The organism is Prochlorococcus sp. G5PB11 (assembly GCF_059772425.1).
In genome coordinates this window covers 1-26,937 of the sequence record NZ_CM186287.1, presented here as the reverse complement: position 1 = coordinate 26,937, position 26,937 = coordinate 1, and the positions used below count along the sequence as shown (strand labels likewise).

Below are 26,937 nucleotides of genomic sequence, written 5' to 3'. Positions count from 1 at the left end.
CTTTAATGGCGAATCAAGCAATAAAAGAAGATAAAAATCTATCTAATTGAAAAATTTTAGTTAAGTCACTTGTATTCAACTATTCATTTATTTAATATCTAAAATAGAGTTGGAGCTGACTTTGCCAATTCCCATTCTTATCAAACGAGCCAAGTAGACCTACATTAGGATTCATTTGAAAAGTAATATTTCCTTTTGGAGGAATATCCTGTCGGTTAGGAGCGGCCTGAACTGAAAAATTAATCTTATCATTAATGTCGACTCCTATTTCTGTCACCCATGCCTGTTGACCTGGCAAATTTGCATCTTCCTGATCACTACTTGAAGAACTGCTATCACTTGCATCGCTCTCTGAATCTGATCCACCTACATATGCAGGATACAAAGATATTTGAAGCCTATCACTTAAAAAACCATTAATATTACCTTGAAGATAGGAAGCAAAAGATCTATTCAGAAGACTAGTCAGAGCATCTCCATTACCTCCACTACTTATTAAAGTTGCAAGAGAATTACCTCCTATGAGTCCTAACAATTCACTTCTTCCCAATGATGGATTACTTCTTAATTGAAAGTTTTCACTAATTCGATCTGCAGGTCCAGAAGCTGTCACTTCGACATTTACGAAACGAGATCCTCCAATGCCAAATGATGCCATGCCATTGGAGGAAAAATTACTGACATCTCTAACATTATCTGGGACACGGCTCTTCAAAGTCACGTCAACATATGGAATCAATCCCATAGAGGGAACAAACACGGCTACATTAGGTTCACTTTGATCTAGGTTAAAAGTAGTCGTAAAGAGGTTAACGTAACCACTAACAAGTTTAATGACTCCACTAACTTCAAGTGTCTCGTCAAAAGCGCCATTTAAGAAAAGAAATCCATTCGTTTCAAAACTTGCCAAGGGTTGAGAAACTAATCTCAATGAGGGGCCAAGTACAAGCTTAAAATCTTCAAAGCTAATGGCTTCCAATCCACTAGGCAACCCAGCACTCACTATTCGGCTTGCAGGAGCATCTTCATCTTGAATGAATAAAACCAGAGGTTCTACCTGGCTCCAGTTTTGTTCAGGGAAGCTAGAAATACTTTTAACCTTAGAATCTTTAGGGCTATCAGATTTATCAGATGTGTTCTTATCAGGATTATTAGCTCTTTTAGCAAAAATAGAGCCTTCTGAAACAAAGACTTCGCCTGCTAATTTAGGTTTAATAATAGAACCTTTAACAATAATCTTGGATGAAGCTCTGATATCAGTAAATGCTGTTTTGATACGTGTTTTCTCTATAGAAAACGCCAATGGTTCAATTTCTCTTAATTCAGAATCAAATAACGAGATTCCTCCTTTACTCTTAACAAGACCGTTTGGTCCAATATTTGCAGTTAGTTCACGAACTTCAAGTCTATTAAAATCAAAAACTACTGTGCTATTCAAATTATTAATTTCTCTATTTTGAAAAAGTAGATCACTGTTGTTTAAAACAAAAAAACCATTCGCTACTGGTTTTTTTGGTGTTCCACTAATTAGCAAGCTCAGATCAGCAGAACCCGAAGTCCAAGATACATTTCCTTTTGTTAGACCTGTTAAAAAAATCAATCCATCTCCATGGCTTTCGACTTTTAGATCGATAGGGTAAGAATTATTTAATGGATAGATTCCACTTAATTCAACTGGGTTTATCGTAGATTGATCCCTCAGAGCTATATCAAATTCAAGATAATTATCTTTATAGAAAATAGTTCCTTTGTCTAAAATAATGCTTCTATCATCAATTTTTGTGTCCTTGATAATTAGATCAGAAGTTACTTGTGGGGTACCATTAGTCAAACTATATTTACCACTTAAACCAAAATATCCATTAACTGTCGATGGAATTGGCGCAAGTAAAGATAATAATGAAAAATTTAAGTCAAGTAATGAAAAGTTTCCATTGCCTGATCCCAGATTTCCATTAAAAAATGCTTTAAAAGGTCTTATATCTTTTGAATTTATAATCTTCAGTTTATTTGTCCAAACCCTTCCAAATGCTTTAGCTTCTAACTGTAAATCAGATAGGTTTGGACCGCTTAATTTAATATCCGCATCAACATTTCCATTTAGATCATAAGGATTAATAATACTCTTATTATTTATCTTATTAATCTCTTCTTTATATAAATCCTTAGATCTAGCTAAAGCTTCTAATTGAGTATCTAAAGAACTATTATTATCACCAATATTCAATCTCCCTAAATCTTCCGCTTCACCCAATGCCTCTGAGTACTTCAACCCTAACTTAGGAAATTCTAAAGCAGTAGCAGCGATCCAAGTAGAGCTAACATCTTTAACTTTAGCTAACAAAGAAAATTCAGATCCATTATTAATATCAAACTTAATCTTTCCATTTTTAGATGTAATTAATTCACCTTTTATATTAGTTTCTGAATTTTTAATTTTTCCATTAATACGTGCCTTTTTTAATTTGAAACCTAGCAATCTAAAATAATCTAAATTTACATAACCATTAAGAAATAGTGGATCAAGAGAAAATATTCCATTACCTGACACTTCCCCAAATATACGTTTAAAACTCTTCTCTGGCGGGAAAGCAACTTCTATTCTATCTAACCTAAACTTATCAACATCCCATTCAAAAGCATTTAATTTAGAATTTATACTAATTCTACCTCCCAATCTATTTAAGCTTAAATCATTGAAATTACCATTTCTATTGAAGTTAATTTGAAGATCCGCAGGGGTGGAAGCCCCTTCGGATTTGATTCTCAAACTACCCCATTTCTTTTCATCTGGTATTCGAGTAAAGGAACCTCTCCACTTTTCTCTTAAGCGAATACCATTAGCCTGTGGATTATCCAAAGAAAGGTCAATAGAAGAATTTAATGATGTCAGAGGCCCATAAAAGTCACCAGTAGTATTTAATTTCCCAGATAATGATGCATTTAATATTGGATTTAATGCAACTAAAGGAAAAGATTCTAAATTTAAATTTGCTTTTAAATCTCCAGGTATAAGGCGTCTTTCAACTATTGAAATTGGCAGTTTAAATTTCAATTCAAGAGGTTTATGCTCAAAGTCTTTAATTTTTATATAGGCTAGAGATTTTATATGTGTTAAATCCTTTTTATAAAATGGGATTTCAGCTAAAGTAGATATATCCCAATAACCATATTGCCAATTTGTATCTATTATTTTTAACCTTTTATTATCACATTTTATTCTTAACTGTTCAGTAGATAGCGTATCATTTAAAATCCCTCCTCTTAAGCTTAGATCATCTGCAGTTAAACCACCTATGCATTTTATAAAACCTTTATCTATTGCTAAATTAATTTTACCATTAATTTTTCCCTTGGAAATAATATTTGAATCATTTCCTAAGATTCCCTGCAAGAAGCCAAGTCTTAGTTTATCAACTCTTGCTTTAGCTTGAAACTCTAATCCATCCCAATGGCCCTTACCAGAAAGATAGAGGCTTCCCTGCTTTTTAGAATGTAAGTTAACAGCACCATAAATCTTTTTCTTAGCAAGATTAAGACCAAGATTGCCTCTAGCAAATAATATCTTTTCACCAGGATTAAATACAATTTTGGTTGAGCCTTTTAGATTCAATCTTAGATGTAAGTTATTTGACTTAGAATTATTAGCCGAGGGCAAGACCCAAAAAGAACCTTGATTATTTTTGGTTAGTATAATTTCAGTTCCTTTTGGATTAAATATTGCAACAGGTTGCCAATTAAATAAACTTGCAAAAGGCGCAAATTTAACGGTTAAAGTTGAAATATTGACTGATGAAGAATCTTTTTCACCTGGAAGTAACTTCGTTCGTCCCAACGCAACGCCCCATGGTCTAAGCCCTCTATAGGCTCCTATTTTTAAAGGATGGCCTAAGGAGTTAGATAATGTTTTTTCTATTTGAGGGGAAAAACGGCTTATAGTTCTGCCTACCAAGAGATCTGCCCCACTCCAAATCAAAACACCACCTAACGCCACAAAGGTTCCAGCAAGTCCCCAGCGCTTTAATCTTTTAGAACTCCTCTCATCTCCCATGAAACATCATTCTCAAACTTGGGGAGCCAACAAACTATAAAGAATCAATTAAGGAGAAACTAGCCTATGTCTATGACTGAAGTTATCCAAAATGCAACAAAATGGCTAGCCTGGGGAGGATCAGGACTTGGCATCTTAACAATTCTGGCTTATCTATTAAATTGGGGAATTAAATTCCGGCTCACCGGCACAACAATTTTCACACTTTTATTATCTGCTAGTTGCTGGGCCTTTGATCAAAGTTACACACCTCCGTTTAATGTAGAAGGGTACAAATATGCTCCCATTGTTTATGACAATGGCTTTGACTTGGTTGTTGCTCAAGCCTCAAACGATTTTCCTAAAGAAGCGATCAAGCCAACATTGCTACAAATAGCTGGTAATTTGAAAGGGGGAGGAAGAAATGGTGCTCAAGTAAAGGTCAGACTAAGAAAGATAGAATCAATTGGAGATGGGATAAGTAGACCAATTGTTCTTGGTGAAATAATAAATGATTTAAAAGAATCAAAGATAATAGAATTGCCAAATAGGAATTATTCTCTAAGCGAAGATTTTTCGATCGCGGCTGATTCTGAAGAAAAAAGCTCATTAGAGACATATGAATAAAAAGTTATTATTAAAAAATCTTCCTAAAAGCTTTTATCAAGAAGAAAAAATACTCTTATCAAATGATATTAAAACATGGAATTCTTTATTATCTATTAGCGATGAAGAAATTAATATTCTAATTAGTGGAAGTCTGGGTAGTGTTCGTAATCTAAAAAGACTTAAATGCATAGCATATTTTATATGTTCGTTAGATATTGAACTGAACGAAGCAGCCTTGCTAATGCACTCAGGATTGATTTCTAACAAGGCACTCTCTCGACTTACACCTCAAGAGCTAGTTCAAAAGACTGGTCGTTTTGAACGAATTTTAAGAACAGAACGAATTCCATTAATAGATCTAAGCAAAGCTCACTTTTTAATCGAGAAAGCAAAAAAAACATTATTTAATTCACCCAAGAAGAATAAGGTAATAGAATAAAAATAATTAAAAATAAACTAAGTAAACTTGAAAAAATGAATAGTTTACTAATCACTTTAATATTTTCATCATTTGCCATTAATCAAGATGCAATGGCTCAATCCAGACTTCTTGAGGGTGTAAAAAGAAATCCTGATGAAGCAAAGTCCATTTGCAGAAGTTTTAGGGACCTAAATAAAGAAAACATCTCTGCTGGTTCATCTCAATCTATTCAGAAAATCTCAATTCAGAAGAATATAAGCGAAGTTGATGCTGAGATACTTTCGATGTATGTAAGAGGTCTTTATTGCCCTGAAACTTTTTAAAGCAACAAATGAATTCAATAAAATACAGGGACGAAGAATTACAACTTAGAGACGGAACATTACTCAAATCTCGAATCTGGTTACCGCCAGGGGAGGGCCCATGGCCTGTATTGCTCATGCGTCAACCATATGGGAGAGAAATTGCTTCTACAGTTACATATGCTCATCCCTCCTGGTGGGCTAGCAATGGCTATTTAGTCGTAGTGCAGGATGTTAGAGGTCAAGGTGGATCTGAAGGTGAATTCAAAGGGTTTAGCCAAGAAGCTGCAGATACCAGTCAAACTCATAACTGGGTTAGATCCTTACCTGAATGCAATGGCCTACTAGGTACATACGGTTTTTCTTATCAAGGCTTAACACAGCTCATTGCAGAGGAAGGAACTTCTCCACCTGATTGCATTATACCTGCAATGACAGGGCTTTCAGAACAGGAACATTGGAGTTGTGAAGGAGGAGCCTTTTGGTGGCACTTAGGAATTGGATGGGGTTTGCAATTAGCAGCTCAAAAGGCCCAAAGAGAAAAAAATTGGGCAGCCTGGCATGAAATCCGTGAGAGTCTTGAATCAAAAAAATATTTATTTAACGGTCATGAATTACTTAAAAAGAATGACCCACAAGGGATGGCTTATAAATGGCTAAATTTTTCTTCTAGTAAAACTCTTCAATGGAAAAATTATGCGCCTTTAGACAGCTGGTTAAAAAAACCATTGCTACTAATTGGAGGATGGTGGGATCCTCATTTGAGAGGGATTCTAGATATTTTTGAAAAATCTACTAAAGCAGGAGGCAACCCAAAATTACTCATTGGTCCTGCCACTCATCTTCAATGGTGGGAGGGTGCACAACTCACCCAGTTAAATTTTTTCGATTCTCATTTAAAAGAAAAAAACAAAGAAATCTTTTTCCCTACAATCAATCTTTGGAATCTTACGAAAAATAGTTGGGAGCTTTCAATTCAAAATAAAACTCCTTCATGGAATCTTCGTAGTGAAGGTTTGGCTGCGATAAGTCATAGCGAGGGTAGCTTAGTCCCTAATTTTGATTTAGAAGCAAATTGTGAGGTGAATTTAGTACACGACCCATGGAGACCTGTACCAGCCATCGGAGGACATCTCAGTGATACGCCTGGGAAAGCTAACAGATTCAATATTGATACTCGTTCTGATGTCGCAGTATTTACGACACCTCCAATGTCAAAAGAGATAAGGCTAGAAGGTATTCCAACTCTTAATTTAGAAACCAAATGTGACAGGGAAGGCTTTGATCTGTTCGTTGCGTTATCAATAATTCCTAGTGAAATCAAAAACACTGCAACTCAACTTTCAACTGGTGTTCTCAGAATTACCAATTCTGAGAAAAACAGACAAGCCGCCAGAGAGATAAGATTACAACCAATTCTTGCCACATTTAAAGAAGGAGATCTTTTGAGAATTTCAATATCAGGATCTGGATGGCCAGCTATTGGAATAAATCCTGGACAGAGTCAATATTTATGCGAAGGACCCAGTCCTCACTGCCTAGTGACTACAATCACACTTTTACTATTAAATTCAAAACTTAAATTTGAATCACTTATTTCCTCTTAGGGGTTCAATATTTACTGTCATAGGATTAAGCTAACTAGCTATTTAAGCCATAAGTCATGCCCGTCTCTATTATTCTAGATTCCTTGAAAGTTGACGGACAAAGACTTTCTGAATGCAGACATGAAAGTCCTTTTTCTATTCTTGGTCCTCAACCGTTTAAAGATAAATGGATAATTCGAATATGGATGCCTGAAGCAAGTGCCGTTGAACTAATAACTAAAGCAAAGAATATTCAGCTACAAAATCCCAACCATGAATGGATATTTGAAGGAGTTGTAGAAAAAGATCCTGGCACTGACTATCAAATCAAAGTTAAAAGAGGAGGAATTGAACATATTCAACATGATCCCTGGAGCTTCCGAAAAGAGTGGATGGGTGAAATTGATAGACATCTTTTCGCAGAGGGAAATCACCATCATATTTGGCGAAAGATGGGTGCCCACATTACTGCGATAGATAAAAAAGAAGGCGTTATGTTTTGCTTGTGGGCGCCTCATGCAAAAAGTGTCTCTGTTATTGGTGATCTCAATTCATGGGATGGCAGACATCACCCTATGCAAAAACGTCTAGGTGGAATATGGGAATTATTCATACCAGGTCTTAAGGATGGTGATTTATACAAATATGAAATTAGAACTGAGGAAGGACATTGCTATGAAAAAGCTGATCCATATGGTTTTCAACATGAAGTAAGGCCAGCAAAAAGCTCAGTCATATCCAAGATAGATTCCTTTCAATGGAATGATCAATCTTGGATATCCAATCGGGACAATAGAAATCCTTTAGAGCAACCGATATCCGTTTATGAGATGCATTTAGGCAGTTGGATGCATGCTTCCTCAGACGAACCATTTATCAACTCAGAGGGAGAACATCGCCCCCCTGTTCCGGCAGCAGACATGAAGCCTGGCTCAAGATTGCTTACATACAATGAGCTTGCAAACAAGCTCATTCCTTATGTCAAAGAGAGAGGTTTCACTCACATAGAGCTTATGCCAGTTTCTGAGCACCCTTTTGATGGCTCATGGGGGTATCAAGTCACTGGTTGGTATGCACCTACAAGTAGATATGGATCACCAGACGAATTTCGTGCCTTCGTTGATGCATGCCATAAAGAGGGCATAGGAATTATTCTCGATTGGGTCCCTGGGCACTTCCCTAAAGATCAACATGGACTTGCTTATTTTGATGGCAGCCATCTATACGAGCATTCAGATCCCAGAATTGGAGAGCACAAAGAATGGGGAACATTAATTTTCAATTACAGTCGAAATGAAGTTCGCAATTTTTTAGTTGCAAATCTAATTTTCTGGTTTGATCAATTTCATATAGATGGCATTCGTGTTGATGCAGTTGCATCAATGCTTTACAAAGACTATCTTCGTCCGGAGGGTGAATGGATACCGAACGAAGATGGAGGAAATGAAAATTTTGAAGCAGTTAGATTTCTACAACAGGCTAATCACGTCCTTTTTCAACATTTTCCGGGCGCACTTTCTATTGCCGAAGAATCAACCACATGGGCTGGTGTAACTAAACCAACTGATATGAATGGACTTGGTTTCAATCTGAAATGGAACATGGGTTGGATGCACGATATGCTCGATTATTTTGAAATTGACCCATGGTTTAGACAATTCAATCAAAACAACATCACTTTCTCAATTTGTTATAACTTTACCGAAAATTTCATGCTTGCTTTAAGCCACGATGAAGTTGTTCATGGGAAAAGTCATCTTCTGCATAAAATGCCTGGTGATGACTGGCAGAAGTACGCAAACACACGAGCCTTACTTGCGTACATGTGGACACATCCTGGTAAAAAAACAATATTTATGGGAATGGAATTCGGACAGCGTCAAGAATGGAATGTTTGGGATGATTTACAATGGGATCTTCTAAATTATGAACCACACAAGGGAATACTGAAATTAGTAGATGATTTGAATACTTTATATAAAAAAGAACCTGCTTTATGGAGAGATGATTTTGACGAATATGGGTTCCAGTGGATTGATTGCGACGATAAAAAAAATTCAGTAATTAGTTTTATGAGAAGAGAAAAAACTGATGGAGAATGGTTAGTAATAGTTGCAAACTTTACCCCTCAAAACCACTCTAATTACAGAATAGGTGTACCTATTGATGGGTTCTATGAAGAAATTTTCAATACAGATTCGAATAAATATGGAGGCTCAAACTTAGGAAATATGGGAGGTAAAGCGACAGATTCTTACAACATACATGGGTATGAGAATTCAATAGATCTTTGCCTTCCTCCTCTTAGTGTTCTAGTTCTCAAGCATAAATCCAAAGAGAATTAACCCTCCTCGAATAGAAATGTTTCAACCTTGCCTCAAAATCTAATTTCAACTGTAGTCAGGATGTAAAAATTCAAAAGGTATGACGAACTTTTGCAGAGAACTTATTTCATGATTTTCAAGTTACTGCTTCATGTAAATTTTTGGCTTAAAAGGACAAAATAATGAACGAAACTACTCCTCTACTACTTCGTGCGGCTCGCGGAGAAACTGTTGAAAGACCCCCAGTTTGGATGATGAGACAAGCGGGAAGATACATGAAGGTTTATCGCGATCTCCGCGACAACCATCCAAGTTTTAGGGAAAGATCCGAAAACCCCGATCTTTCCTATGAAATTTCCATGCAACCTTTTAAAGCTTTTCAACCTGATGGAGTAATACTTTTTTCAGATATCTTGACTCCTCTTCCTGGTATGGGAATTGACTTTGACATCGTTGAGAGCAAAGGCCCCTTGATAAATGACCCAATAAGAAGCCTCAAGCAGATCAAGAACCTAAAGCCACTTCAACCAAAAAAAAGTATGTCTTTTGTTGGTGAGGTCCTTGGAAGACTCAGGGAAAGTGTTGGCAACAAAGCTGCCGTTTTAGGTTTTGTGGGCGCTCCTTGGACCCTTGCTGCATATGTTGTAGAGGGGAAAAGCAGCAAAAATTATGCAATCATAAAAGCAATGGCATTCCAAGAGCCAGAGCTACTGCATCAACTTTTAAATCACTTTGCAGAATCTATTGCAAACTATTTGTCTTACCAAATTGAATCTGGGGCTCAAGTAGTTCAAATGTTTGATTCATGGGCAGGACAATTAAGTCCACAAGATTATGACGAATTCGCTGCGCCTTATCAACAAAAAGTAGTCAATTTAGTAAAAGAGAAACATCCAGATACCCCAATGATTTTATACATCTCGGGCAGTGCAGGTGTTCTCGAAAGGATGGGACAAACTGGTGTAGATATAGTCTCTCTAGATTGGACAGTTGACATGCTAGATGGATTAAAAAGGCTACCTCAACATGTGGGAGTTCAAGGTAATGTTGATCCAGGACTCTTATTTGGCACTCCTGATACGATCAGATCAAGAATTGTTGATGTAGTTAAAAAAGCAAAAGGCAGAAAACATATTCTTAACCTTGGTCATGGAATACTTCCTGGAACGCCAGAGGAAAATGCAAGAGTATTTTTTGAGGCTGGCAAGAATGTCAATGAACTTATAAAAGTTTCATCTTGAAAAACGAAATAATTCTGATCACTGGAGCGAGTGGATGTGTTGGGCAATACTTAGCAAATTGGCTAATAGAAAACTCCAGCTCAAAATTATTTTTATGGGTTAGAGATCCTAAAAAAATAACCTCAATAAACTTAGAGAATCCAAGGATTAAAGTTTTAGTAGGAGATTTGAGACAAACAAATAAGTTCAAAAAAGAAATTTCACAAGTAAACAGAGTTATTCACACAGCAACTGCTTGGGGTGATCCAAAAAGAGCGAAAGAAGTAAATATTGATGCTGTAAAAAATATGCTCAATTTATTAAATCCTTCAAATATCAAACAAATTATTTATTTCTCAACCGCAAGTGTTCTTGACAGAAACTTAAATTTATTACCCGAATCTTTTAGCTATGGAACAGAATACATACAAACAAAAGCACAATGTCTTCAAGAGCTTGAGTCTCATATTCTATCAAAAAAGATCATAGCTGTTTTCCCAACTCTCGTATTTGGGGGACGTTTAGACGGTAAGAGTAAATTTCCAACTAGCTATCTTACGGAAGGGCTCAAAGATGCATTGAAATGGATCTGGCTGGCAAGATGGATAAAACTATTCTCAAGGTTTCATTTTATTCACGCAGCAGATATTGCTTTTATCTGTGGACATCTAGCTACCTCTGATTTCGAGCATTCACAACAAGTTAATGGTACTAAAATAAGAAAATTAGTTTTAGGGCAACCCCACACAAGTATTAATGAAGTAATTCAGACGCTTCTAAGATGGAAAGGAATGAAAAAAGTCCCTCAAATACCTCTTTGGAATTGGCTGATTGAACTTTTAATTATATTACTCCCAATTCAAATTACAAACTGGGATAGATTTAGTCTTAGACAAAAACACTTCATACATGACCCAGTAACCTCTCCTGAAACCTTTGGAGGTATAAGCTATGCCAAAACGCTAAGTCAAGTTTTACATAATTCTGGTTTGAGTAAACACTAAAAGGGCAAACAGAAGCTAAAGTAGTAAAATTACAAAAGAAAAGAATTAATTTCATGATTCGTTCTATTTCAACAGCTTTATTCGCTTTCTTTGCTTTCCTAGTAATTGGAGTATCCAATGTGAACGCTTCAACTGTTGAAGTTAAGCTTGGTACCGATGCAGGCATGCTTGCTTTCGAGCCAAGCACAGTAAACATAAGTGCTGGTGACACCGTAAAGTTTGTCAACAACAAATTAGTTCCTCATAATGCTGTTTTTGATGGAAATGATGATCTAAGTCATCCAGATTTAGCGTTTGCTCCAGGTGAGTCTTGGGAGAGAACTTTTAGCACAGCTGGAACATACGACTTTTACTGTGAGCCTCATAGAGGTGCAGGAATGGTTGGTAAAATAGTTGTAAACTAAATCTCCAAAAAAATTCTTATAGATGGGGGTTGATCTCCCATCTTTTTTTTTGAAATAAACTATTTATAAGCCAAACCTTGCAATTCAAGGCATCGCAGAATTTATGCTCCATAACTAAATAGTATTAATAAATGGTGAGGTTAAAAATTTTTAATTAAAAAAGAGCTACTACTCAACATTATTAATATGGTTTAAATTAGATAAAATGAAGTTATCATAAGGTTTGAGTAATTTTTTTTAAATTATCACAGCAATCTCAGTAGTATTCTTCAAAAAAAGAATATGGTCGGTTTTCTTATATTTAAATAATAAAAAATCAGAATAATATAAATTTTACAATGAATTTGAATGATGAATATTAATTCTGATAATTTCACCAACAGTGCTTGGCAAGCAATAATTGATGCCAAAGATTTAGCATTAAATCAAAAACATCAGACTTTGGAGACAGAGCACCTTTTTTTTTCTCTTCTCAATAAAAATGAAATTGCCATAAAAGCAATAGAAAGATCGGGCGGTTCAATAAAAAATCTGCTGAAAGAATTAGAAAATTTCATAAAGAACCAACCAAAAATGCAAAAGGCCCAAGAATCAATTTTCTTTGGCAAAAATTTTTCTTTTTCAATTTCAAGAGCAGAAAATATAAAACAATCCTTCAAGGATGATTTTATTTCAAGTGAACATTTAGTGATTTCCCTATTTGATGATGAGAGAATTTGTCATAGGTTATTGGAGCAAAATCAAATAAATAAAAACAGCCTTCTCAAGGCAATACATGCAATCAGAGGTGACAAAAAAGTGACCCAAAAAAATGCTGAAAATAGCTATGAAGCTCTTCAGAAGTATGGTCAAGACCTTACTTCTGCCGCCAGAGAAGGGAAATTAGATCCTGTAATTGGAAGAGATGAGGAAATCCGAAGAACGATTCAAATACTTAGCCGTAGAACGAAAAATAATCCAGTGTTAATTGGTGAAGCTGGCGTAGGGAAAACAGCAATTATTGAAGGATTAGCACAAAGGATTATCAACGGAGATGTACCGACAGCACTTGAGAATCGTCAACTAATTTCTCTTGATATGGGGGCTTTAATAGCAGGTGCAAAATTTCGGGGCGAATTTGAAGAGAGACTAAAGTCAGTTCTTAAGAATGTCACAGATTCAGAAGGAAGAATAATTTTGTTCATCGATGAAATACATACTGTCGTGGGAGCAGGTGCCAGTGGCGGGTCAATGGATGCTAGTAATCTGCTAAAACCAATGCTTGCGAGAGGTGAATTGAGATGTATTGGAGCAACAACCATCAACGAACACAGAGAAAATTTTGAAAAAGACCCTGCTCTGGAAAGAAGATTTCAGCAAATACTTGTAAAACAACCCTCAGTCCAGGATACAATTTCGATCCTGCGTGGACTAAAAGAAAGGTATGAAGTCCATCATGGTGTTCGAATCTCTGATAACGCGCTAATAGCTGCGGCGATATTGAGTGATAGATACATACCAGAAAGGTTTTTACCTGATAAAGCTATAGACCTAATAGATGAATCAGCTTCTCGTTTAAAGATGGAAATAACATCAAAACCAGAAGAAATTGATGAGATTGATAGAAAAATCATCCAACTTGAAATGGAGAAATTATCTTTGGAAGGTGAATCGGATACTTCAAGTAAGGATAGACTGGAATTAATTACAAAAGAGTTAGCTTCTTTAACAAAAAGTCAAATCCAAGTAAATAAAAAATGGGAGCAAGAAAAAGAGTCAATAGAGGAAATTTCAACCCTAAAAGAAGAAATTGAAAAAATACAACTAGAAATTGAAAAAGCGAAAAGGAATTATGACCTCAACAGAGCTGCTGAACTTGAATATGGAACTCTTGTAAATTATCAAAATAATTTGCAAACCAAAGAACTTAATTTAAAAAACTCCTCACAAAATGCTGAGAAATCACTTTTGAGAGAAGAGGTCATAGCCGATGATGTAGCTGAAATAATTGCAAAGTGGACATCCATCCCAGTCAAAAGACTTGCTCAAACTGAAATTGAAAAGTTGCTTAACCTTGAATCTGAGCTTCATAAAAAAGTGATTGGCCAAAACAAAGCCGTTCAATCGATATCTTCTGCAATACAAAGATCAAGGACAGGCCTGAGTGACCCAAACAAACCAATCGCAAGTTTCTTATTTTTAGGACCGACAGGCGTTGGCAAAACAGAATTATCAAAGGCTTTGGCTTCTCAACTTTTTGATAGTGAAAATGCGCTGATTAGAATTGACATGTCTGAATACATGGAAAAGCACTCTATAAGTCGCTTAATAGGTGCTCCCCCTGGTTACGTTGGTTACGAAGCAGGTGGGCAATTAACAGAAGCAATCAGACGAAAACCTTATTGTGTTTTGCTCTTTGATGAAATTGAAAAAGCACATAAAGATGTTTTCAATGTATTGCTACAAATCCTTGACGAAGGCCGGGTAACTGACGGGCAGGGTAGAACAACAAACTTCAAAAATACCATTATTATACTTACCAGCAATCTAGGAAGCGAGTTAATCACTGATAACGATATAATTAACAACCTAACGTCAACTGTAGATGAACTAATCAATCAAGAACTTAAATCAAATTTCAGGCCTGAGTTTCTAAATAGACTTGATGAAATAATTAGTTTTGAACCACTAAACAAAGAAACTCTACTAAAAGTAGTCGATTTACAGTTAAATAGGTTAAGAGAAAGATTAGAATCGAAAGGAATCGAGCTTCAAATTCATAATGATGTTCTATCGTTAATAACTGAAATTGGCTATAACCCAAGTTATGGAGCGAGACCTTTAAAAAGAGTCATTCAAAAAGAATTGGAAAATGAAATAGCGAAATATATTCTTAAAGGCAAATACAAAGAAGGAAGCACCATAAAAATAGACAGGAAAGATTCGAAATTAATTTTCAATTAAAAAATCTAAATCTGAGGAAGCTAATTGCATATCAACTAAAAGTTATAGATTACTATACTTTAAACCACTCAGGGAAGAATGTATAACTAGCAGAATTAATTTCATTTTCGTGTGCTATCACTTTCCAACAACAAGATCTACCTTTCTCTCGTAAAAATAATAAATCATTAGCCCATCCCCAAATCAATTCAGCAGTCGATTCCATACCAACATTTTTCATGACTCTTAGATCAAGTACTTCTTCAGCGTGAAGCTTTCTCCATGTTTCAAGAAAAGGATCATCAAAATTTACAAGAAAAGTATGATCAAAATACTCACTTAACTTGTCTTCCAAAGGCCTCAGACTTGAAAAATCTACAACGAAGCCATTTTCATCAAGTTCATTTGAAGCAAAATGAAAGGTAAAACTGCGACTATATCCATGAACATAACGACAATGTCCTTTATGTTTCCATTGACGGTGAGAACATGGGTAATTTTTAAATTGCTTAGAGCAATTAAATGGAATATCTTTAATCGTCATAAAAAGATGAATAAAAAACCAATAGAGGATTAAATTTGAATAATTAGAATCGTAAAGCCAAATTGGCTTACTTAAAAATGCTTTTTATAGATAATCTACGTTTTGATCAAAACGGCTTGATCCCAGCCATAGCCCAGGATTGGGTTGATGGCTCAATATTAATGATGGCATGGATGAACAGAGAATCCATTATAAAAACATTAGAATCTGGTGAGGTTCACTACTGGAGTCGTTCAAGAAAAGAACTTTGGCACAAAGGGAAAACGAGCGGTCATTTTCAAAAATTGAAAGGAATCAGAACTGATTGCGATTCAGATACAATACTTTTATCCATTGAGCAAATTGGTTCAATCGCATGCCATACAGGTCAAAGAAGTTGTTTCTTTAAGGATTTAGAAACAAATGAAGACGTTCTACCCCCTCCATCTGATGCTTGTAGTGAATTGTTCAAAGTAATAAATAATCGAAAAAACAATCCTGAAGAAGGAAGTTATACAAATAGTCTTTTGAAGGAAGGCGACAATAAAATCCTAAAAAAGATAGGCGAAGAAACAGCGGAATTCATAATGGCTTGTAAAGATAAAAATCCGATTTCAGTTGCCAATGAAGCTGCGGATCTGCTTTTCCATCTGCAAGTTTCTTTAGCTCATCAAAATGTTTCATGGCAAGACGTTCTCAAAGTTTTAGTTAGGAGAAGAAATGCTCCAAGAAGAAATCAATAGCAAATAAACCAACTCTTTTATTTTTAATACACTTCTTAGACTCTCTTTGTTAGAAAGACAAGTGATTAAATTCATAGAAAGTCTTGAAAGAGAAAAAAAATCAACTGATTTTTCTTAAATCCTTGGGGATATATCGATTCCCAGAAATCAAAGGGAACGAAAAACTCTAATTATTGGAGACTAAAAAAGCTTTAAAAAGTCTCATTGATCAAAAAATACTTTAAAAATATCAATCATATCAAAGGTTTTGAGATATTCCTATTGAAAACAATGGAAATATCTTCTCAATTAATTGACCTAGTAAAGATCTCAAAAACAGATAAAGGATAAATAATAAATTCCGAACACTTTATTACGCCTATTGAAAGTAAACAATTTGTCTCTAGGTTATTAATACAAGGAGGAATAAATCGTGAGTTCTTTAAGCGACTTTCTTGGAGAAATAGGAAGACACGAATTGCTCACACCCGAGCAAGAACTCACGATGGGAAGAGAAGTGCAAGCCATGGTTGCACTAAATGAACGCTGCCAACAATCTGGTGGTAATGGGCCAGAGTGCGAATATTCAAGCGCAGAAAAGAAAACACTTAAAGCAGGAGAGCGAGCAAAGAATCAAATGATCACTGCAAATTTGAGACTTGTTGTAAATTTAGCCAAGCGCTACCAAGGAAAAGGTCTTGACCTTCTTGATTTAATTCAAGAGGGTACTTTAGGTTTAACAAGAGCTGTTGAGAAATATGATCCCAAAAGAGGGCATCGATTTTCAACTTACGCTTACTGGTGGATTAGACAAGGATTAAATAGAGCTCTTTCAACACAAAGTAGAACAATAAGAATCCCCGTAAACATCAATGAAAAACTAACTAAACTTCGTGCTGCCAAGTCCCGACTTATGCAAGAACTTGGGGTTCATCCATCAAGCAACCAAATAGCAATACAAATGAAACTCCCTTTAGAGGAGGTAGAAGAATTGCTTGAATGCGAGTTGAGAAGTATCACTGTAAGTTTGCAAGGTGCAGTCAAATCAAAAGCAGATCCTTCAGAGCTTGTCGATATTCTTCCAAGTGAGGAAGTAGCTCCAATGGAACTAGCTGAATTAGCTGAAAGAAGTGCATCAGCTTGGTCCTTATTGGATAAATCAAATCTCACACCAAAAGAACGAACTATCCTAAGTCTTAGATTTGGTCTAGATGGATCAAATGAATGGAGGACACTAGCGGAGGTAGCTAGACAAATGAATTGCAGCAGGGAATATTGCAGACAAGTAGTTCAACGCGCATTAAGGAAATTGAGAAAGACAGGTATTCAAAGTGGGCTTTTAGAGACAAGTGTTTAATTGTGGTTAGTTCAAGGAACTCAAATAAAGAAGTTTTCGAGGCAGAAGTACTTGAAAGTTCTGTTATCAACGAAGGGATACTCAAAAAAATCTTATTAAGAGCAGGCAGAGTAATTGCCCAGCCTGCTTTAGAGGGATTTGAACTCCTCATGGATAATTCAACTCCTCCCCAGGTGAGGATATCAATTATGGGAGCACTTACTTATTTAATTGTTCCTGTTGATTTAATTCCCGACTTTATTCCTGCCTCAGGTTTTAGCGATGATCTGGTGGCCCTTACAGCTGTAATTAGTCTTTGGCAACAATACATTACTCCAGAAATAAAATACAGAGCAAAATCTAAGCTGGATAAATGGTTTCCCCTATGAGCAAAGCGCGCTGGTCAAAAGATATTGAGGAAGATCTAATACTTCTCATAAAAGATTGGTTGAGGCAAACAGGAAGAACACAATCAGAACTTTGCCAAAGTCTTAATCTACCTTCTGCGAGAATGCCTACTTTAATTGAATCTTTGAAAAAAGATTTTAGCTCTGGTGGTATTCCAAAAATCGCAAGTAGACTATGTGAGGTTGAAGAGTTATGGAGTAACAATGAAGGAGGACACACAAAGATGAGCCTTGAATCAACTTCTACTGAACAACTTGATCTTCTTGACGAAATTTGTGAGGACCTTTCTAAAATTAATTTCGATAATTAAGGTTTATAAGACCATGAAAAAAAAAAATAAGAGGTTTCTTTTTTATCAGTTTATGTTGCACATTTTTTTATTTAAGTTTACCGAGAGAGCTAAATGCTTTTGAGGCAAATTTAGGGGAAAAGCTTTTCAAGCAAAACTGTGCTGGATGTCACATCAATGGCGGGAACATAATCAGAAGATCAAAGAATTTGAAGATTTCATCATTAAAGCGTAATGGAATTGACAATCCAGAAGCAATAGCGAAGATAGCAAGACAAGGAATCGGAATAATGAGTGGGTATGAAGAGAATCTAGGAGCAGATGGCGATCAAATAGTAGCTAATTGGGTCTGGGAACAAGCTCAAAAAGCTTGGGTCCATGAATAAATTTCAAAATCAGTCCATATTCCCTCTCTCCAGTAAACGTCATCTTTAATAAGAGTTCTTATATGATCAATGTTCTCAGATTTAAATATCCCAAAAACATATCTATTACATTTTGTCGGTCCTAATGTAATTAAGGTACCTTCTTCCTTAAGAGATGAAAGTCTGTGAAGATGCTCTTGCCTAAAAGGTGTTCTCTTTATCAAAGCATCTTCACAGTAAGACCCCCAAAGGACAAATTGATCCATAATTTTTAAGTAAAATAAAAAAACATTTCTCAAAATAAAACATAGAAAAGAATTCTTTATTCCGCTTGATCTGTTGATATTTAAAAAGATATTAGTTGGTTGCGGCTCTAAGTTCTTTACAAAAAGACCCAGCTTCTTCGACTTTCATTTCGATAGGGGCATTAGCAATTCTTTTAACTAAAGCACTGCCAACAATTGCGCCATCAGCACCCCATTCTCTAACTTGTTGAATATGCTTGACCTCCGAGATTCCAAAACCCACAGCAATTGGATTAAGTGAAGAGTGTTTTAATTGTTTAACAAGAGTCTCAACATTATCCTCAAGCGACGACCTTTCTCCGGTTACTCCAGTAACACTAACAAGATAAGTAAATCCATTAGAAGTCGCAGCAATTTTTTTCATACGATCCTGGGGTGTTGTAGGCGCAACAAGTAACACCAAATCAATTTCTTTAGATTCAGCTATCTTTGAGAGTTTTTCTGCTTCCTCTAAAGGAAGATCAGGTACGACCAGTCCTGAGACTCCTACTTTCGAAGCTTGTAAGCAAAATTCTTCCAAACCTTTATTAATGAGCGGATTGGAGTAAGTAAATAAAATTATTGGTATTGTCAATTGATCTCTCAATTCAGATAACATTTTGAAAACTCTGTCAGGAGAGGTTCCTGCAGAGAGAGCCCTTGAAGCTGCTAATTGAATAATAGGTCCATCTGCTAAAGGATCACTGTATGGAATACCTAGCTCAATCATGTCAGCGCCATTTGCTTGAAGTTCTAACAAAATCATGGCTGTGGTTTCCAAGTCAGGGTCACCTGCCATAAGGAAAGGCATTAATGCAATTCTTTTCTCCTTTTTTATTTTGGAAAAAGACCTACTAATATTTGTACTTTTCAATGTTCTAAACCTTGGGTATCTATCTTTTTTATCATTTTTGTATCCCTAAGAGTAAAAAATTATTGAGATTTAGTAATTAAAATCTAAGTTTGTTCAATACTTTCTTCCTCAACGGTTTTGAGTAATTCAATTTTTTCTTCTTCTGTCATGGCCTCAAACTTTTCTCTAATTTTTTCATCAGTCAATTTTTCATAAGCCTCTCTATATCTTTTACGTTGTTCCATAAAAGTCATATTCCCAGAAAAGACCCTGAATAGGTAAGAAGCGGTCCATGCAAAAATAATTAAAATTAATAATGACTGCGCTGCAATACCAGCTGATATTGATTCGAATCCAAATAACTGAAAAACTTCATATCCCAAGCCACCTAATACAAAAACAAGCAAACCTATTTGAAAAACTTGTGCTCTTGTCAAAGTTCAAGACTCCTCTTTTCCATTCATTCTTAAATTAAGAAACGGTGCGAACAAAACCATTCCTGGAAAGAAAAGAAACACAAGTCCATATATAAAAAGGCGTTCTAACTTTCCCATAACATTCCAACGATTATTCATCCAATAAAATAGAAATAAAGGAACTACCAATAGATACGCACCCCCTAATACCGCATAAGCAGATAATGTAATTATCGGACTAACAGCTCCCATCAAGCTAAAAGGGATTAAATACACAATATAGAGAGAAAAAATCATGGGAGTGGGGGGACTTGAACCCCCACGGCCAAAAAGCGGCCAACAGATTTTAAGTCTGGTGCGTCTACCAATTCCGCCACACTCCCTAGTGATAGCAAGGGTTGTCACATTGCTAGAGATTCAACTCTAAGCCATTCACATATTAGCGTAAACGTATGTGCTTAAATCAGTACTCTTTAGAATATCTAGAATTCAATAATCATTAAAGGAATCACTCACCCATCTCACTAAAGTCCCGAACTGCCCAGCCAAGAGTTTCTCCTGAATGAAATGGTTTTACAAAATCATTGGGATCACCATCTAGTCCAACGTCAATCATTTGAGGTACGGAAATATTTTTTTTAACTAATGTTATTCTCTCTGTGTTTAAAGGTAATCCATAAAAAGTTGCTCCATTGATACTTGAAAAAGCTTCAAACCTATCTAGGGCATTTTCTTCATCGAAAACTTTTAAATAGCTTTCCAAAGCGAAAGGGGCATTAAAGATTCCCGCACATCCACATGAGCTTTCCTTAAAGCTACGGGTATGAGGTGCTGAATCAGTTCCAAGGAAAAAGCAAGGTTTACCGCTGGTAGCAGCTTGTCTTAGAGCAATACGATGAATTTCACGTTTAGCTGTGGGTAGGCAATAGAAATCACTCCTTAACCCACCATTGAACATTGCGTTTCGATTGATATGTAGATGATGAGGTGTGATTGTAGCGGCTATATCAAACTCACTGTTTTCTACAAAGTCAATTGCATCAATGGTCGTGATGTGTTCTAAAACCACTTTAAGTGATGAAAATCTTCGTAATAATGGTTCAAGGTGTCGTTCAATAAAGACAGCTTCTCTATCAAATACATCAACATTGCAATCGGTCACTTCTCCATGAATCAATAATGGCATACCAATTCTTTCCATCGTCTCAAATAAATTGTCGACTTTACTTATATCTGTAACCCCATACGAGGAATTAGTTGTCACATTAGCTGGATAGAGTTTTGCTCCATGAAATACACCTTCTCTAAAGCCTCTCTCTAAGACCTCTGCAGGCATATTATCTGTAAGATACGCTGTCATTAATGGGGTAAAAGAAACATCTCCAGGGATAGACTGTATAATTCTTTTTTTATACTCTTGTGCTTGGCTTATAGTAGTTATTGGTGGATCAAGATTAGGCATGATGATTGCACGACAAAACACCTCTGCTGTATGACTTAAAATACCTTTAAGAATCTTTCCATCTCTCAAATGCAGATGCCAATCATCCGGCTTTAATAATGAGATTTGATTAAGAGAAGCAATCACAGGATTAAAGCTTTTTCAATGTATATCTTATGCAAGCTTGATCTATAAGTCTTCAAGTATCAATAAAGGGCTAAGATATTACGATAATACCAAATGAAAATAATATAAATTAATTCACTAATTTAGTTTCTCTGTAAATCACTCAATTATGCCATCAATATTATTGTCATTTTTAGAGCTTATTACTGGGATACTTTTACTTTTTAGCGGTGGGGAGTTCTTTATTCAAGGATCTGTCGCTTTAGCCTTAATCCTTGGGATCCCTCAACTAGTTATTGGTTTAACAATAGTATCTCTCGGGACAAGTGCACCTGAACTATTTGTGAGTGTTAACTCCTCCCTCTCTGGATCAGATGGTCTGGCTTTGAGCAACATTGTTGGCAGCAATATTTTCAATGTGATGGTAGTTCTCGGAGGCAGTGCACTTTTACGACCTTTAAAAGTTGAAAGTCGTCTTGTAAGGAGAGACATTCCTCTCCTTTTAGCAGTCTCAACTGCCGTTTGGGGGATGGCAGCTTCAGAGCTGATAACTTGGCAATTTGGAGTGGCTTTGATAATTGCGCTGATAATAAATACCACTTGGGAAATTCGCACAGCAAGAGAGGAGCCTCAAAAAACCCAAGAAGCAGAACCAGAAATCAATATAGAAAAAGACTCAACAAGTTTATTAAATGCTGGCCTGAAATTATTAGGTGGTATTTTCTTGCTAACTCTTGGATCACGGCTTTTAATAGAAGGCGCATCTACAATTGCAGGATTATTAGGTGTAAGCGAAGCCATAATTGGTTTAACGATAGTTTCGCTGGGCACCTCTTTACCTGAGTTGATTACGTCATTAGTGGCCGCTATTCGTGGTCAAACTGATCTAGCAATAGGCAACGTAATTGGAAGTTGTTTATTAAATCAATTACTAGTTTTAGGTAGCTGTTCTGTATTATCTGGAGCTAGTGGTTTAGTGGTTGAGAATTTACTTATAACTAAGGATATTCCTATCATGGTAATTACTACATTTGCGTGCATGCCAATTTTTTGGACAAAAGGAATAATAAGCAGAGGTGAAGGCGGGGTTTTATTAGGATTATATATGCTTTACATTGCAGACAAAATAATACCTCTAACCCTACCAACTTTACATTCAGCATTCAAAGAATTAGTTTTTATAGCCATATCATTTTCAATAATAATAATTATATACAAGACAATTGTTTACTGGTTAAGGCTAAGAAAAAGTTCTAACAACTGATCTCTTCAAAAGCATCATCTCATTGTCACAAACTCCTCAGCTATTGTGGGGTGGAGTGCCATTGTATTATCAAAATCAGATTTTTTAGCTCCTAGCATTAGCGAGATTGATGCCATCTGAATAATCTCAGATGCATTATCACCAATCATATGGCATCCCAAAACTTTATTATTATTTTTATCAACTATTAGCTTTAAAATACATTTAGGGCCAGTCTTAGGCAATGATTTAGATAAAGGTCTAAATATTGATTTATATACTTCAATTTCATCTTTTCCGAACGACTGGATAGCCTTCTCTTCAGTTATACCCACAGAAGCTATTTCAGGCTGACTAAATACAGCATAAGGAACAAAATCATAGTTAACCTTTTGGGCTGATTTACCATAATTTCTATCAGCAAACTTTCTACCCTCGTCAATCGCGACAGGTGTCAAGTTGATCCTGTCAGTTACATCTCCAATAGCAAAGATATTAGAAATATTTGTTTTACTTTCAGTATCAACTTTAATTTTATTTTCAAGAGTTTCTATACCCGCTTGTTCTAACTTCAACCCCTCTAAAAATGGCTTTCTACCAGTAGCGAAAAGCACTCCATTCGAGTCAAAATCTTTCCCTGTATTTGTTTTTATAATTAAAGATCCAGAAGTTCCTTGTATTGATGAAACATTCTCACCAAAGCTTAGATTAATTCCTTTACTTATCATTGCCTCGGTTAAGGCTGAAGAAAGTTCAAAGTCAAAACCTCTTAAAATCCGATCACCTCGAACTAATTGATTAACCTCAACACCTAAACCATGCAATATGCATGCAAATTCGCAAGCAATATAGCCTGCACCTACAATTGTAATTTTTTTCGGAAAGCTTTTAAGAAGAAACATATCATCACTTGTCCAACCTAAAGAGGCACCCTCGATATTTGGCCTTTGAGGTTTGCCTCCCACTGCAATCAAAATTCTTTCTCCATCAAGTTCATTTAAAGTCTCTCCATTTATTCGATTTTTAATTGCGATACAATTTGAATTTTTAAACTCACCCCAACCTTTAAAAAGCTCAACATTAGCTTTATTTAGAAAATTCTCGTGTAATTCATTCAGCCTTTGCACTTCCTTTCGAACATTCGCTAATAAAGTCTCTGACTTAATCTTTAAATTATCAAAATCAAAACCATAAGATGGTGCAGACAAAAAACTCTCTAAGAGAGAAGAGCCACAAACTAATAATTTTTTAGGGACACAACCTCTTATTACACACGTCCCTCCAACAAGATCGCCCTCGACGATCGCTACAGATGCTCCATAACTGGCTGCTTTCTTTGCAGCAGCTAATCCACCTGATCCTGCACCAATGACAATTAAATCAAAAGACCTTTTCAATTTTGCAACCTAGTATTATTTCTCTATTCTCGTTGAAATATATGAATCCAACCAGAAATGCAATGAGTTGGGAAGAATTAGCAATATATGCAGCTGATCCCATTGATCAAATCAATGGGTTAAACAACCCATATTCCTCAATTCGTCTTTTCAATAAAGATGAGTCCCAGGCAATTGTTACTCTTTACAGAGATAATCATGCTTGGTGTCCTTATTGCCAAAAAGTTTGGATTTGGTTAGAGCTTAAAAAAATTCCTTACCGAATTAAAAAAGTAACCATGCGTTGCTACGGAGAAAAGGAAAGATGGTATTTAAAAAAAGTGCCCTCAGGAATGCTCCCTGCAATAGAAATTGAAAATCATGTAATCACAGAAAGTGATGAGATCCTATTTGTGTTAGAAGAAATTTATGGGCCTCTAGGTCAATCTCTAAATGAGAAGAAAGTCCTTGAGCATAGGGCACTTGAAAGAGAATTATTCTCATCTTGGTGTAATTGGTTGTGTCGCAACTCTCTTTTCCAAGCCCAAGAAGTACAAAAGAAAGAGAATTTCAAAAATATTGCAAAGAAATTTGAAAATGAACTACAAAAAAATGCTTCAGGCTGGCTAACACCAATCTCAAAAGTAAATGGTGAAAAGCCTGGATCAGCAGATGTGATTTTCATTCCATATGTTGAAAGAATGAATGCCTCATTGGCTTACTACAAAGGATATTCATTGAGAGAAGAGCACCCTTTTATAAATACATGGCTTAAAAATCTTGAAAAACTTGAGGAATATAGAGGAACTCAAGGAGATTTTCATACTCATGCTCATGATTTACCCCCTCAAATGGGAGGTTGCTTTACTAATTCAAATGCAAACCAACAATTATTTTCCAAAAAAATTGATGTGGGTACTGGATTAGGGCACTTTGAACTAGCAGACTTGGAAGTTGATCAAAAATCAAAACAACAATTTGAGGCATTAGCTTTAGAAAGAGTTATCAAACATAAAGAAAGAATCATTGATGTTAACCCAATGAAAAACAAATCATTTGATCAACCATTAAGAGCAGCATTAACTTCTATGATTTCAAAAAAAGATTGCATTCCAGAGAAGAATAGTGCCTCGTCATTACGCTACCTCCGAGATAGAATTTCAGTTCCAAGAGATATGCCTTTATTATCCGGAAGATTGTTAAGGCAAGCTCTTGAACGTACAGCAACTATTGATGGTAGTGATCCAGGACCCGCAATACCTACAAGAAATAGACTAGATCAAAATCCTCTACAATTTAATTAAAAAGCTTAAATTCTTCTAACTATCAAATCTTAAATCAACGGCGTTTTCGTGAATCGATTTGAAGTAGATCCTTAACTTTTTGAACCTGGCTAGCCAATTGTGGCTCACTTGAAAGTTTCTTTTCCACTTGTTCAATGGCATACATAACTGTTGTATGATCTTTTCCCCCAAAAGATTCTCCAATACGAGGAAGACTTAAGTCTGTACCATGGCGCATTAAATACATGCCAACCTGTCTTGCTTGACTAACAGGTCTACGTCTACTTGGGCTACGCATCTCCTCTTCAGTAACTCCAAATACCTCAGCTACTTTTTCCAAGACTTGCTTAGGTTTAACTTCAACTCCTTGTCCAGTAGGATCAAGCATAGGTGCTACCGATTCGACTGTCATTGGCAGCCCAGTTATAGAGGCAAAGGCCACAGCTCGAGTAAACGCCCCTTCCAATTCTCTAATATTCGAAGTGAATCTTCCAGCTATGAACTGAATCAAATCTCTTGGTAAACGCATTCTTTCATGTTCAGCTTTTTTCTGTAATATTGCCATTCTCGTTTCTAAATCTGGCGCTTGAATATCAGCTATTAGTCCCATTGAGAATCTTGAAATCAATCTTTCTTGTAAACGAGGTATTTGACTTGGTGGCCTGTCACTTGTAAGAACAATTTGCCTCCCTGCCTCATGCAAAGCATTAAAAGTATGAAAAAACTCTTCCTGTGTATATTCTTTCCCCTCTATGAATTGTATATCGTCAACCAATATCAAATCAGCTTCTCTATACCTATTTCTAAAAGCTTGCATTCCATCTTTTCTGATAGCAACAATTAAATCATTGGTAAAAGTTTCAGTGGAAACATATGCAACCTTTGCTTGTGGGTCGATTTCCAATCTGTAATGGCCAATAGATTGCATGAGATGAGTTTTACCTAGACCAACACCTCCACAAATAAATAATGGGTTGAACTCTCTACCTGGGGCTTCCGCTACTGCCATTGCAGCGGCATGAGCCATCCGACTATTAGGACCTACAACGAATCTATTGAACACATACCGAAGATTCAAACCAGGTAAAAATTTTTTTGTTGGGGCTTGCTTCGATTTAGCTTCTGAATTATCTCTAGCGGGAATTACATTATTTTCTAAATCAGAAAAAGTATTTTTCTTATCGCTTTTATTTGACGAAAATTCTTCTTTAACCTGGATGTAAACCTTTACTTCATGTCCATGTATCTCTGTTGCAATCTCTTCGATTTTTTGAGAATAATTTTTTCTTAACCAATCACTTGAGAAGCTATTTGGAGCAAGTAAGGTCAAACGCCCATCTTTGAAGTCAAGGAATTCAGCTGGGCGTATCCATGTTTCGTATGAAGGTTTACTTAAATTCTTTTGCAGTAATTGCTGCACTTTACTCCATAGCTCATTGCGAGTGGGCAC

General features: G+C 36.0%; 25 protein-coding genes and 1 tRNA gene. 16 read left to right on the top strand and 10 right to left on the bottom strand.

From position 1 onward, the window contains the following. Nucleotides 1-91 precede the first annotated feature (91 nt). A complete protein-coding gene (locus AC6EI0_RS00130; RefSeq protein WP_498522535.1) occupies nt 92-4,051 on the bottom strand; it encodes a translocation/assembly module TamB in 3,960 nt (1,319 codons plus the stop codon). Between the two features lie 72 nt (nt 4,052-4,123). Here AC6EI0_RS00130 and AC6EI0_RS00125 point away from each other — a divergent pair, with 72 nt between their 5' ends. The 9 genes from AC6EI0_RS00125 to clpB all read left to right on the top strand — a co-directional run bounded on the left by AC6EI0_RS00125 (nt 4,124) and on the right by clpB (nt 14,843). Next, entirely contained in the window at nt 4,124-4,657 is a 534-nt protein-coding gene (locus AC6EI0_RS00125; RefSeq protein ID WP_498522534.1) for a Ycf51 family protein, read from the top strand. Continuing rightward, entirely contained in the window at nt 4,650-5,078 is a 429-nt protein-coding gene (locus AC6EI0_RS00120; protein ID WP_498522533.1) for a DUF4332 domain-containing protein, read from the top strand. Before AC6EI0_RS00125 ends, AC6EI0_RS00120 begins: the two co-directional genes overlap by 8 nt. 35 nt (nt 5,079-5,113) lie before the next feature. Next, nucleotides 5,114-5,383 (top strand): DUF8664 family protein, encoded by a 270-nt coding sequence (locus AC6EI0_RS00115; RefSeq protein ID WP_498522532.1) that lies wholly within the window; start codon nt 5,114-5,116, stop codon nt 5,381-5,383. Between the two features lie 8 nt (nt 5,384-5,391). Beyond that, on the top strand, nt 5,392-6,969 hold the full coding sequence (locus tag AC6EI0_RS00110) for a CocE/NonD family hydrolase (RefSeq protein ID WP_498522531.1): 1,578 nt from the start codon (nt 5,392-5,394) through the stop codon (nt 6,967-6,969). Between the two features lie 56 nt (nt 6,970-7,025). Next, nucleotides 7,026-9,293: a 1,4-alpha-glucan branching protein GlgB gene (gene glgB / locus AC6EI0_RS00105; protein ID WP_498522530.1), complete on the top strand. Its 2,268-nt coding sequence runs from the start codon at nt 7,026-7,028 to the stop codon at nt 9,291-9,293. A gap of 161 nt (nt 9,294-9,454) precedes the next feature. Beyond that, the gene (gene hemE, locus AC6EI0_RS00100) at nt 9,455-10,513 is read left to right on the top strand and encodes a uroporphyrinogen decarboxylase (protein ID WP_498522529.1); all 1,059 of its coding nucleotides are present in this window, start codon (nt 9,455-9,457) and stop codon (nt 10,511-10,513) included. After that, a complete protein-coding gene (locus tag AC6EI0_RS00095; protein ID WP_498522528.1) occupies nt 10,510-11,496 on the top strand; it encodes an NAD-dependent epimerase/dehydratase family protein in 987 nt (328 codons plus the stop codon). The genes hemE and AC6EI0_RS00095 overlap by 4 nt, the downstream gene beginning before the upstream one ends. Nucleotides 11,497-11,549: 53 nt before the next feature. After that, nucleotides 11,550-11,900, top strand: coding sequence for a plastocyanin (gene petE / locus AC6EI0_RS00090; RefSeq protein ID WP_498522527.1), 351 nt, complete (start codon nt 11,550-11,552; stop codon nt 11,898-11,900). A gap of 351 nt (nt 11,901-12,251) precedes the next feature. Then, a complete protein-coding gene (gene clpB, locus AC6EI0_RS00085; protein WP_498523549.1) occupies nt 12,252-14,843 on the top strand; it encodes an ATP-dependent chaperone ClpB in 2,592 nt (863 codons plus the stop codon). A gap of 52 nt (nt 14,844-14,895) precedes the next feature. On the opposite strand, the gene AC6EI0_RS00080 is transcribed toward clpB, so the two are convergent. After that, on the bottom strand, nt 14,896-15,366 hold the full coding sequence (locus tag AC6EI0_RS00080) for a 6-carboxytetrahydropterin synthase (RefSeq protein ID WP_498522526.1): 471 nt from the start codon (nt 15,364-15,366) through the stop codon (nt 14,896-14,898). 77 nt (nt 15,367-15,443) lie between these two features. Between AC6EI0_RS00080 and hisIE the strand changes: the two genes are divergently transcribed. The 5 genes from hisIE (at nt 15,444) to AC6EI0_RS00055 (ending at nt 18,486) form a co-directional block, all read left to right on the top strand. Further along, on the top strand, nt 15,444-16,088 hold the full coding sequence (hisIE, locus tag AC6EI0_RS00075) for a bifunctional phosphoribosyl-AMP cyclohydrolase/phosphoribosyl-ATP diphosphatase HisIE (RefSeq protein WP_498523548.1): 645 nt from the start codon (nt 15,444-15,446) through the stop codon (nt 16,086-16,088). A gap of 412 nt (nt 16,089-16,500) precedes the next feature. Next, nucleotides 16,501-17,424 carry a sigma-70 family RNA polymerase sigma factor gene (locus AC6EI0_RS00070; RefSeq protein WP_498522525.1) on the top strand — a complete coding sequence of 308 codons (924 nt, stop codon included), beginning with the start codon at nt 16,501-16,503 and terminating at the stop codon, nt 17,422-17,424. Between the two features lie 2 nt (nt 17,425-17,426). Then, complete coding sequence (locus AC6EI0_RS00065) at nt 17,427-17,792, top strand: YkvA family protein (RefSeq protein WP_498522524.1); 366 nt, start codon at nt 17,427-17,429, stop codon at nt 17,790-17,792. After that, nucleotides 17,789-18,121, top strand: coding sequence for a hypothetical protein (locus tag AC6EI0_RS00060; protein WP_498522523.1), 333 nt, complete (start codon nt 17,789-17,791; stop codon nt 18,119-18,121). Before AC6EI0_RS00065 ends, AC6EI0_RS00060 begins: the two co-directional genes overlap by 4 nt. Nucleotides 18,122-18,165: 44 nt before the next feature. Continuing rightward, nucleotides 18,166-18,486: a c-type cytochrome gene (locus AC6EI0_RS00055; protein WP_498523546.1), complete on the top strand. Its 321-nt coding sequence runs from the start codon at nt 18,166-18,168 to the stop codon at nt 18,484-18,486. On the opposite strand, the gene AC6EI0_RS00050 is transcribed toward AC6EI0_RS00055, so the two are convergent. The 6 genes from AC6EI0_RS00050 to pyrC form a co-directional block, all read right to left on the bottom strand. Next, nucleotides 18,462-18,731: a YciI family protein gene (locus tag AC6EI0_RS00050; protein WP_498522522.1), complete on the bottom strand. Its 270-nt coding sequence runs from the start codon at nt 18,729-18,731 to the stop codon at nt 18,462-18,464. The two genes, AC6EI0_RS00055 and AC6EI0_RS00050, sit on opposite strands and share 25 nt — an antisense overlap. A gap of 91 nt (nt 18,732-18,822) precedes the next feature. Then, complete coding sequence (trpA, locus tag AC6EI0_RS00045) at nt 18,823-19,623, bottom strand: tryptophan synthase subunit alpha (RefSeq protein WP_498522521.1); 801 nt, start codon at nt 19,621-19,623, stop codon at nt 18,823-18,825. Nucleotides 19,624-19,706: 83 nt separating this feature from the next. Then, a complete protein-coding gene (locus tag AC6EI0_RS00040) occupies nt 19,707-20,039 on the bottom strand; it encodes a DUF3007 family protein (RefSeq protein ID WP_498522520.1) in 333 nt (110 codons plus the stop codon). A gap of 3 nt (nt 20,040-20,042) precedes the next feature. After that, complete coding sequence (ndhL, locus tag AC6EI0_RS00035; protein WP_498522519.1) at nt 20,043-20,270, bottom strand: NAD(P)H-quinone oxidoreductase subunit L; 228 nt, start codon at nt 20,268-20,270, stop codon at nt 20,043-20,045. Nucleotides 20,271-20,314: 44 nt separating this feature from the next. After that, nucleotides 20,315-20,401, bottom strand: a tRNA-Leu gene (locus tag AC6EI0_RS00030). A gap of 125 nt (nt 20,402-20,526) precedes the next feature. After that, nucleotides 20,527-21,606, bottom strand: coding sequence for a dihydroorotase (gene pyrC, locus AC6EI0_RS00025; RefSeq protein WP_498522518.1), 1,080 nt, complete (start codon nt 21,604-21,606; stop codon nt 20,527-20,529). A 148-nt stretch (nt 21,607-21,754) separates the two neighbouring features. Here pyrC and AC6EI0_RS00020 point away from each other — a divergent pair, with 148 nt between their 5' ends. Next, nucleotides 21,755-22,849: a calcium/sodium antiporter gene (locus AC6EI0_RS00020; protein ID WP_498522517.1), complete on the top strand. Its 1,095-nt coding sequence runs from the start codon at nt 21,755-21,757 to the stop codon at nt 22,847-22,849. Between the two features lie 14 nt (nt 22,850-22,863). On the opposite strand, the gene gorA is transcribed toward AC6EI0_RS00020, so the two are convergent. Further along, complete coding sequence (gene gorA / locus AC6EI0_RS00015) at nt 22,864-24,225, bottom strand: glutathione-disulfide reductase (RefSeq protein ID WP_498522516.1); 1,362 nt, start codon at nt 24,223-24,225, stop codon at nt 22,864-22,866. A gap of 41 nt (nt 24,226-24,266) precedes the next feature. On the opposite strand from gorA, the gene AC6EI0_RS00010 reads away from it, so the two are divergent. Then, a complete protein-coding gene (locus AC6EI0_RS00010; protein WP_498522515.1) occupies nt 24,267-25,508 on the top strand; it encodes a glutathione S-transferase N-terminal domain-containing protein in 1,242 nt (413 codons plus the stop codon). 34 nt (nt 25,509-25,542) lie between these two features. Here AC6EI0_RS00010 and dnaA read toward each other — a convergent pair whose 3' ends face one another. Continuing rightward, nucleotides 25,543-26,937: a chromosomal replication initiator protein DnaA gene (dnaA, locus tag AC6EI0_RS00005; RefSeq protein WP_498522514.1), complete on the bottom strand. Its 1,395-nt coding sequence runs from the start codon at nt 26,935-26,937 to the stop codon at nt 25,543-25,545.

Bases quoted from the DNA above. Each gene is read 5' to 3' on its own strand.
- AC6EI0_RS00130 (WP_498522535.1), bottom strand. From the start codon at position 4,051: ATGGGAGATGAGAGGAGTTCTAAAAGATTAAAGCGCTGGGGACTTGCT.
- AC6EI0_RS00125 (WP_498522534.1), top strand. From the start codon at position 4,124: ATGACTGAAGTTATCCAAAATGCAACAAAATGGCTAGCCTGGGGAGGA.
- AC6EI0_RS00120 (WP_498522533.1), top strand. From the start codon at position 4,650: ATGAATAAAAAGTTATTATTAAAAAATCTTCCTAAAAGCTTTTATCAA.
- AC6EI0_RS00115 (WP_498522532.1), top strand. From the start codon at position 5,114: ATGAATAGTTTACTAATCACTTTAATATTTTCATCATTTGCCATTAAT.
- AC6EI0_RS00110 (WP_498522531.1), top strand. From the start codon at position 5,392: ATGAATTCAATAAAATACAGGGACGAAGAATTACAACTTAGAGACGGA.
- glgB (WP_498522530.1), top strand. From the start codon at position 7,026: ATGCCCGTCTCTATTATTCTAGATTCCTTGAAAGTTGACGGACAAAGA.
- hemE (WP_498522529.1), top strand. From the start codon at position 9,455: ATGAACGAAACTACTCCTCTACTACTTCGTGCGGCTCGCGGAGAAACT.
- petE (WP_498522527.1), top strand. From the start codon at position 11,550: ATGATTCGTTCTATTTCAACAGCTTTATTCGCTTTCTTTGCTTTCCTA.
- clpB (WP_498523549.1), top strand. From the start codon at position 12,252: ATGAATATTAATTCTGATAATTTCACCAACAGTGCTTGGCAAGCAATA.
- AC6EI0_RS00080 (WP_498522526.1), bottom strand. From the start codon at position 15,366: ATGACGATTAAAGATATTCCATTTAATTGCTCTAAGCAATTTAAAAAT.
- hisIE (WP_498523548.1), top strand. From the start codon at position 15,444: ATGCTTTTTATAGATAATCTACGTTTTGATCAAAACGGCTTGATCCCA.
- AC6EI0_RS00060 (WP_498522523.1), top strand. From the start codon at position 17,789: ATGAGCAAAGCGCGCTGGTCAAAAGATATTGAGGAAGATCTAATACTT.
- AC6EI0_RS00050 (WP_498522522.1), bottom strand. From the start codon at position 18,731: ATGGATCAATTTGTCCTTTGGGGGTCTTACTGTGAAGATGCTTTGATA.
- ndhL (WP_498522519.1), bottom strand. From the start codon at position 20,270: ATGGGAGCTGTTAGTCCGATAATTACATTATCTGCTTATGCGGTATTA.
- AC6EI0_RS00020 (WP_498522517.1), top strand. From the start codon at position 21,755: ATGCCATCAATATTATTGTCATTTTTAGAGCTTATTACTGGGATACTT.
- AC6EI0_RS00010 (WP_498522515.1), top strand. From the start codon at position 24,267: ATGAATCCAACCAGAAATGCAATGAGTTGGGAAGAATTAGCAATATAT.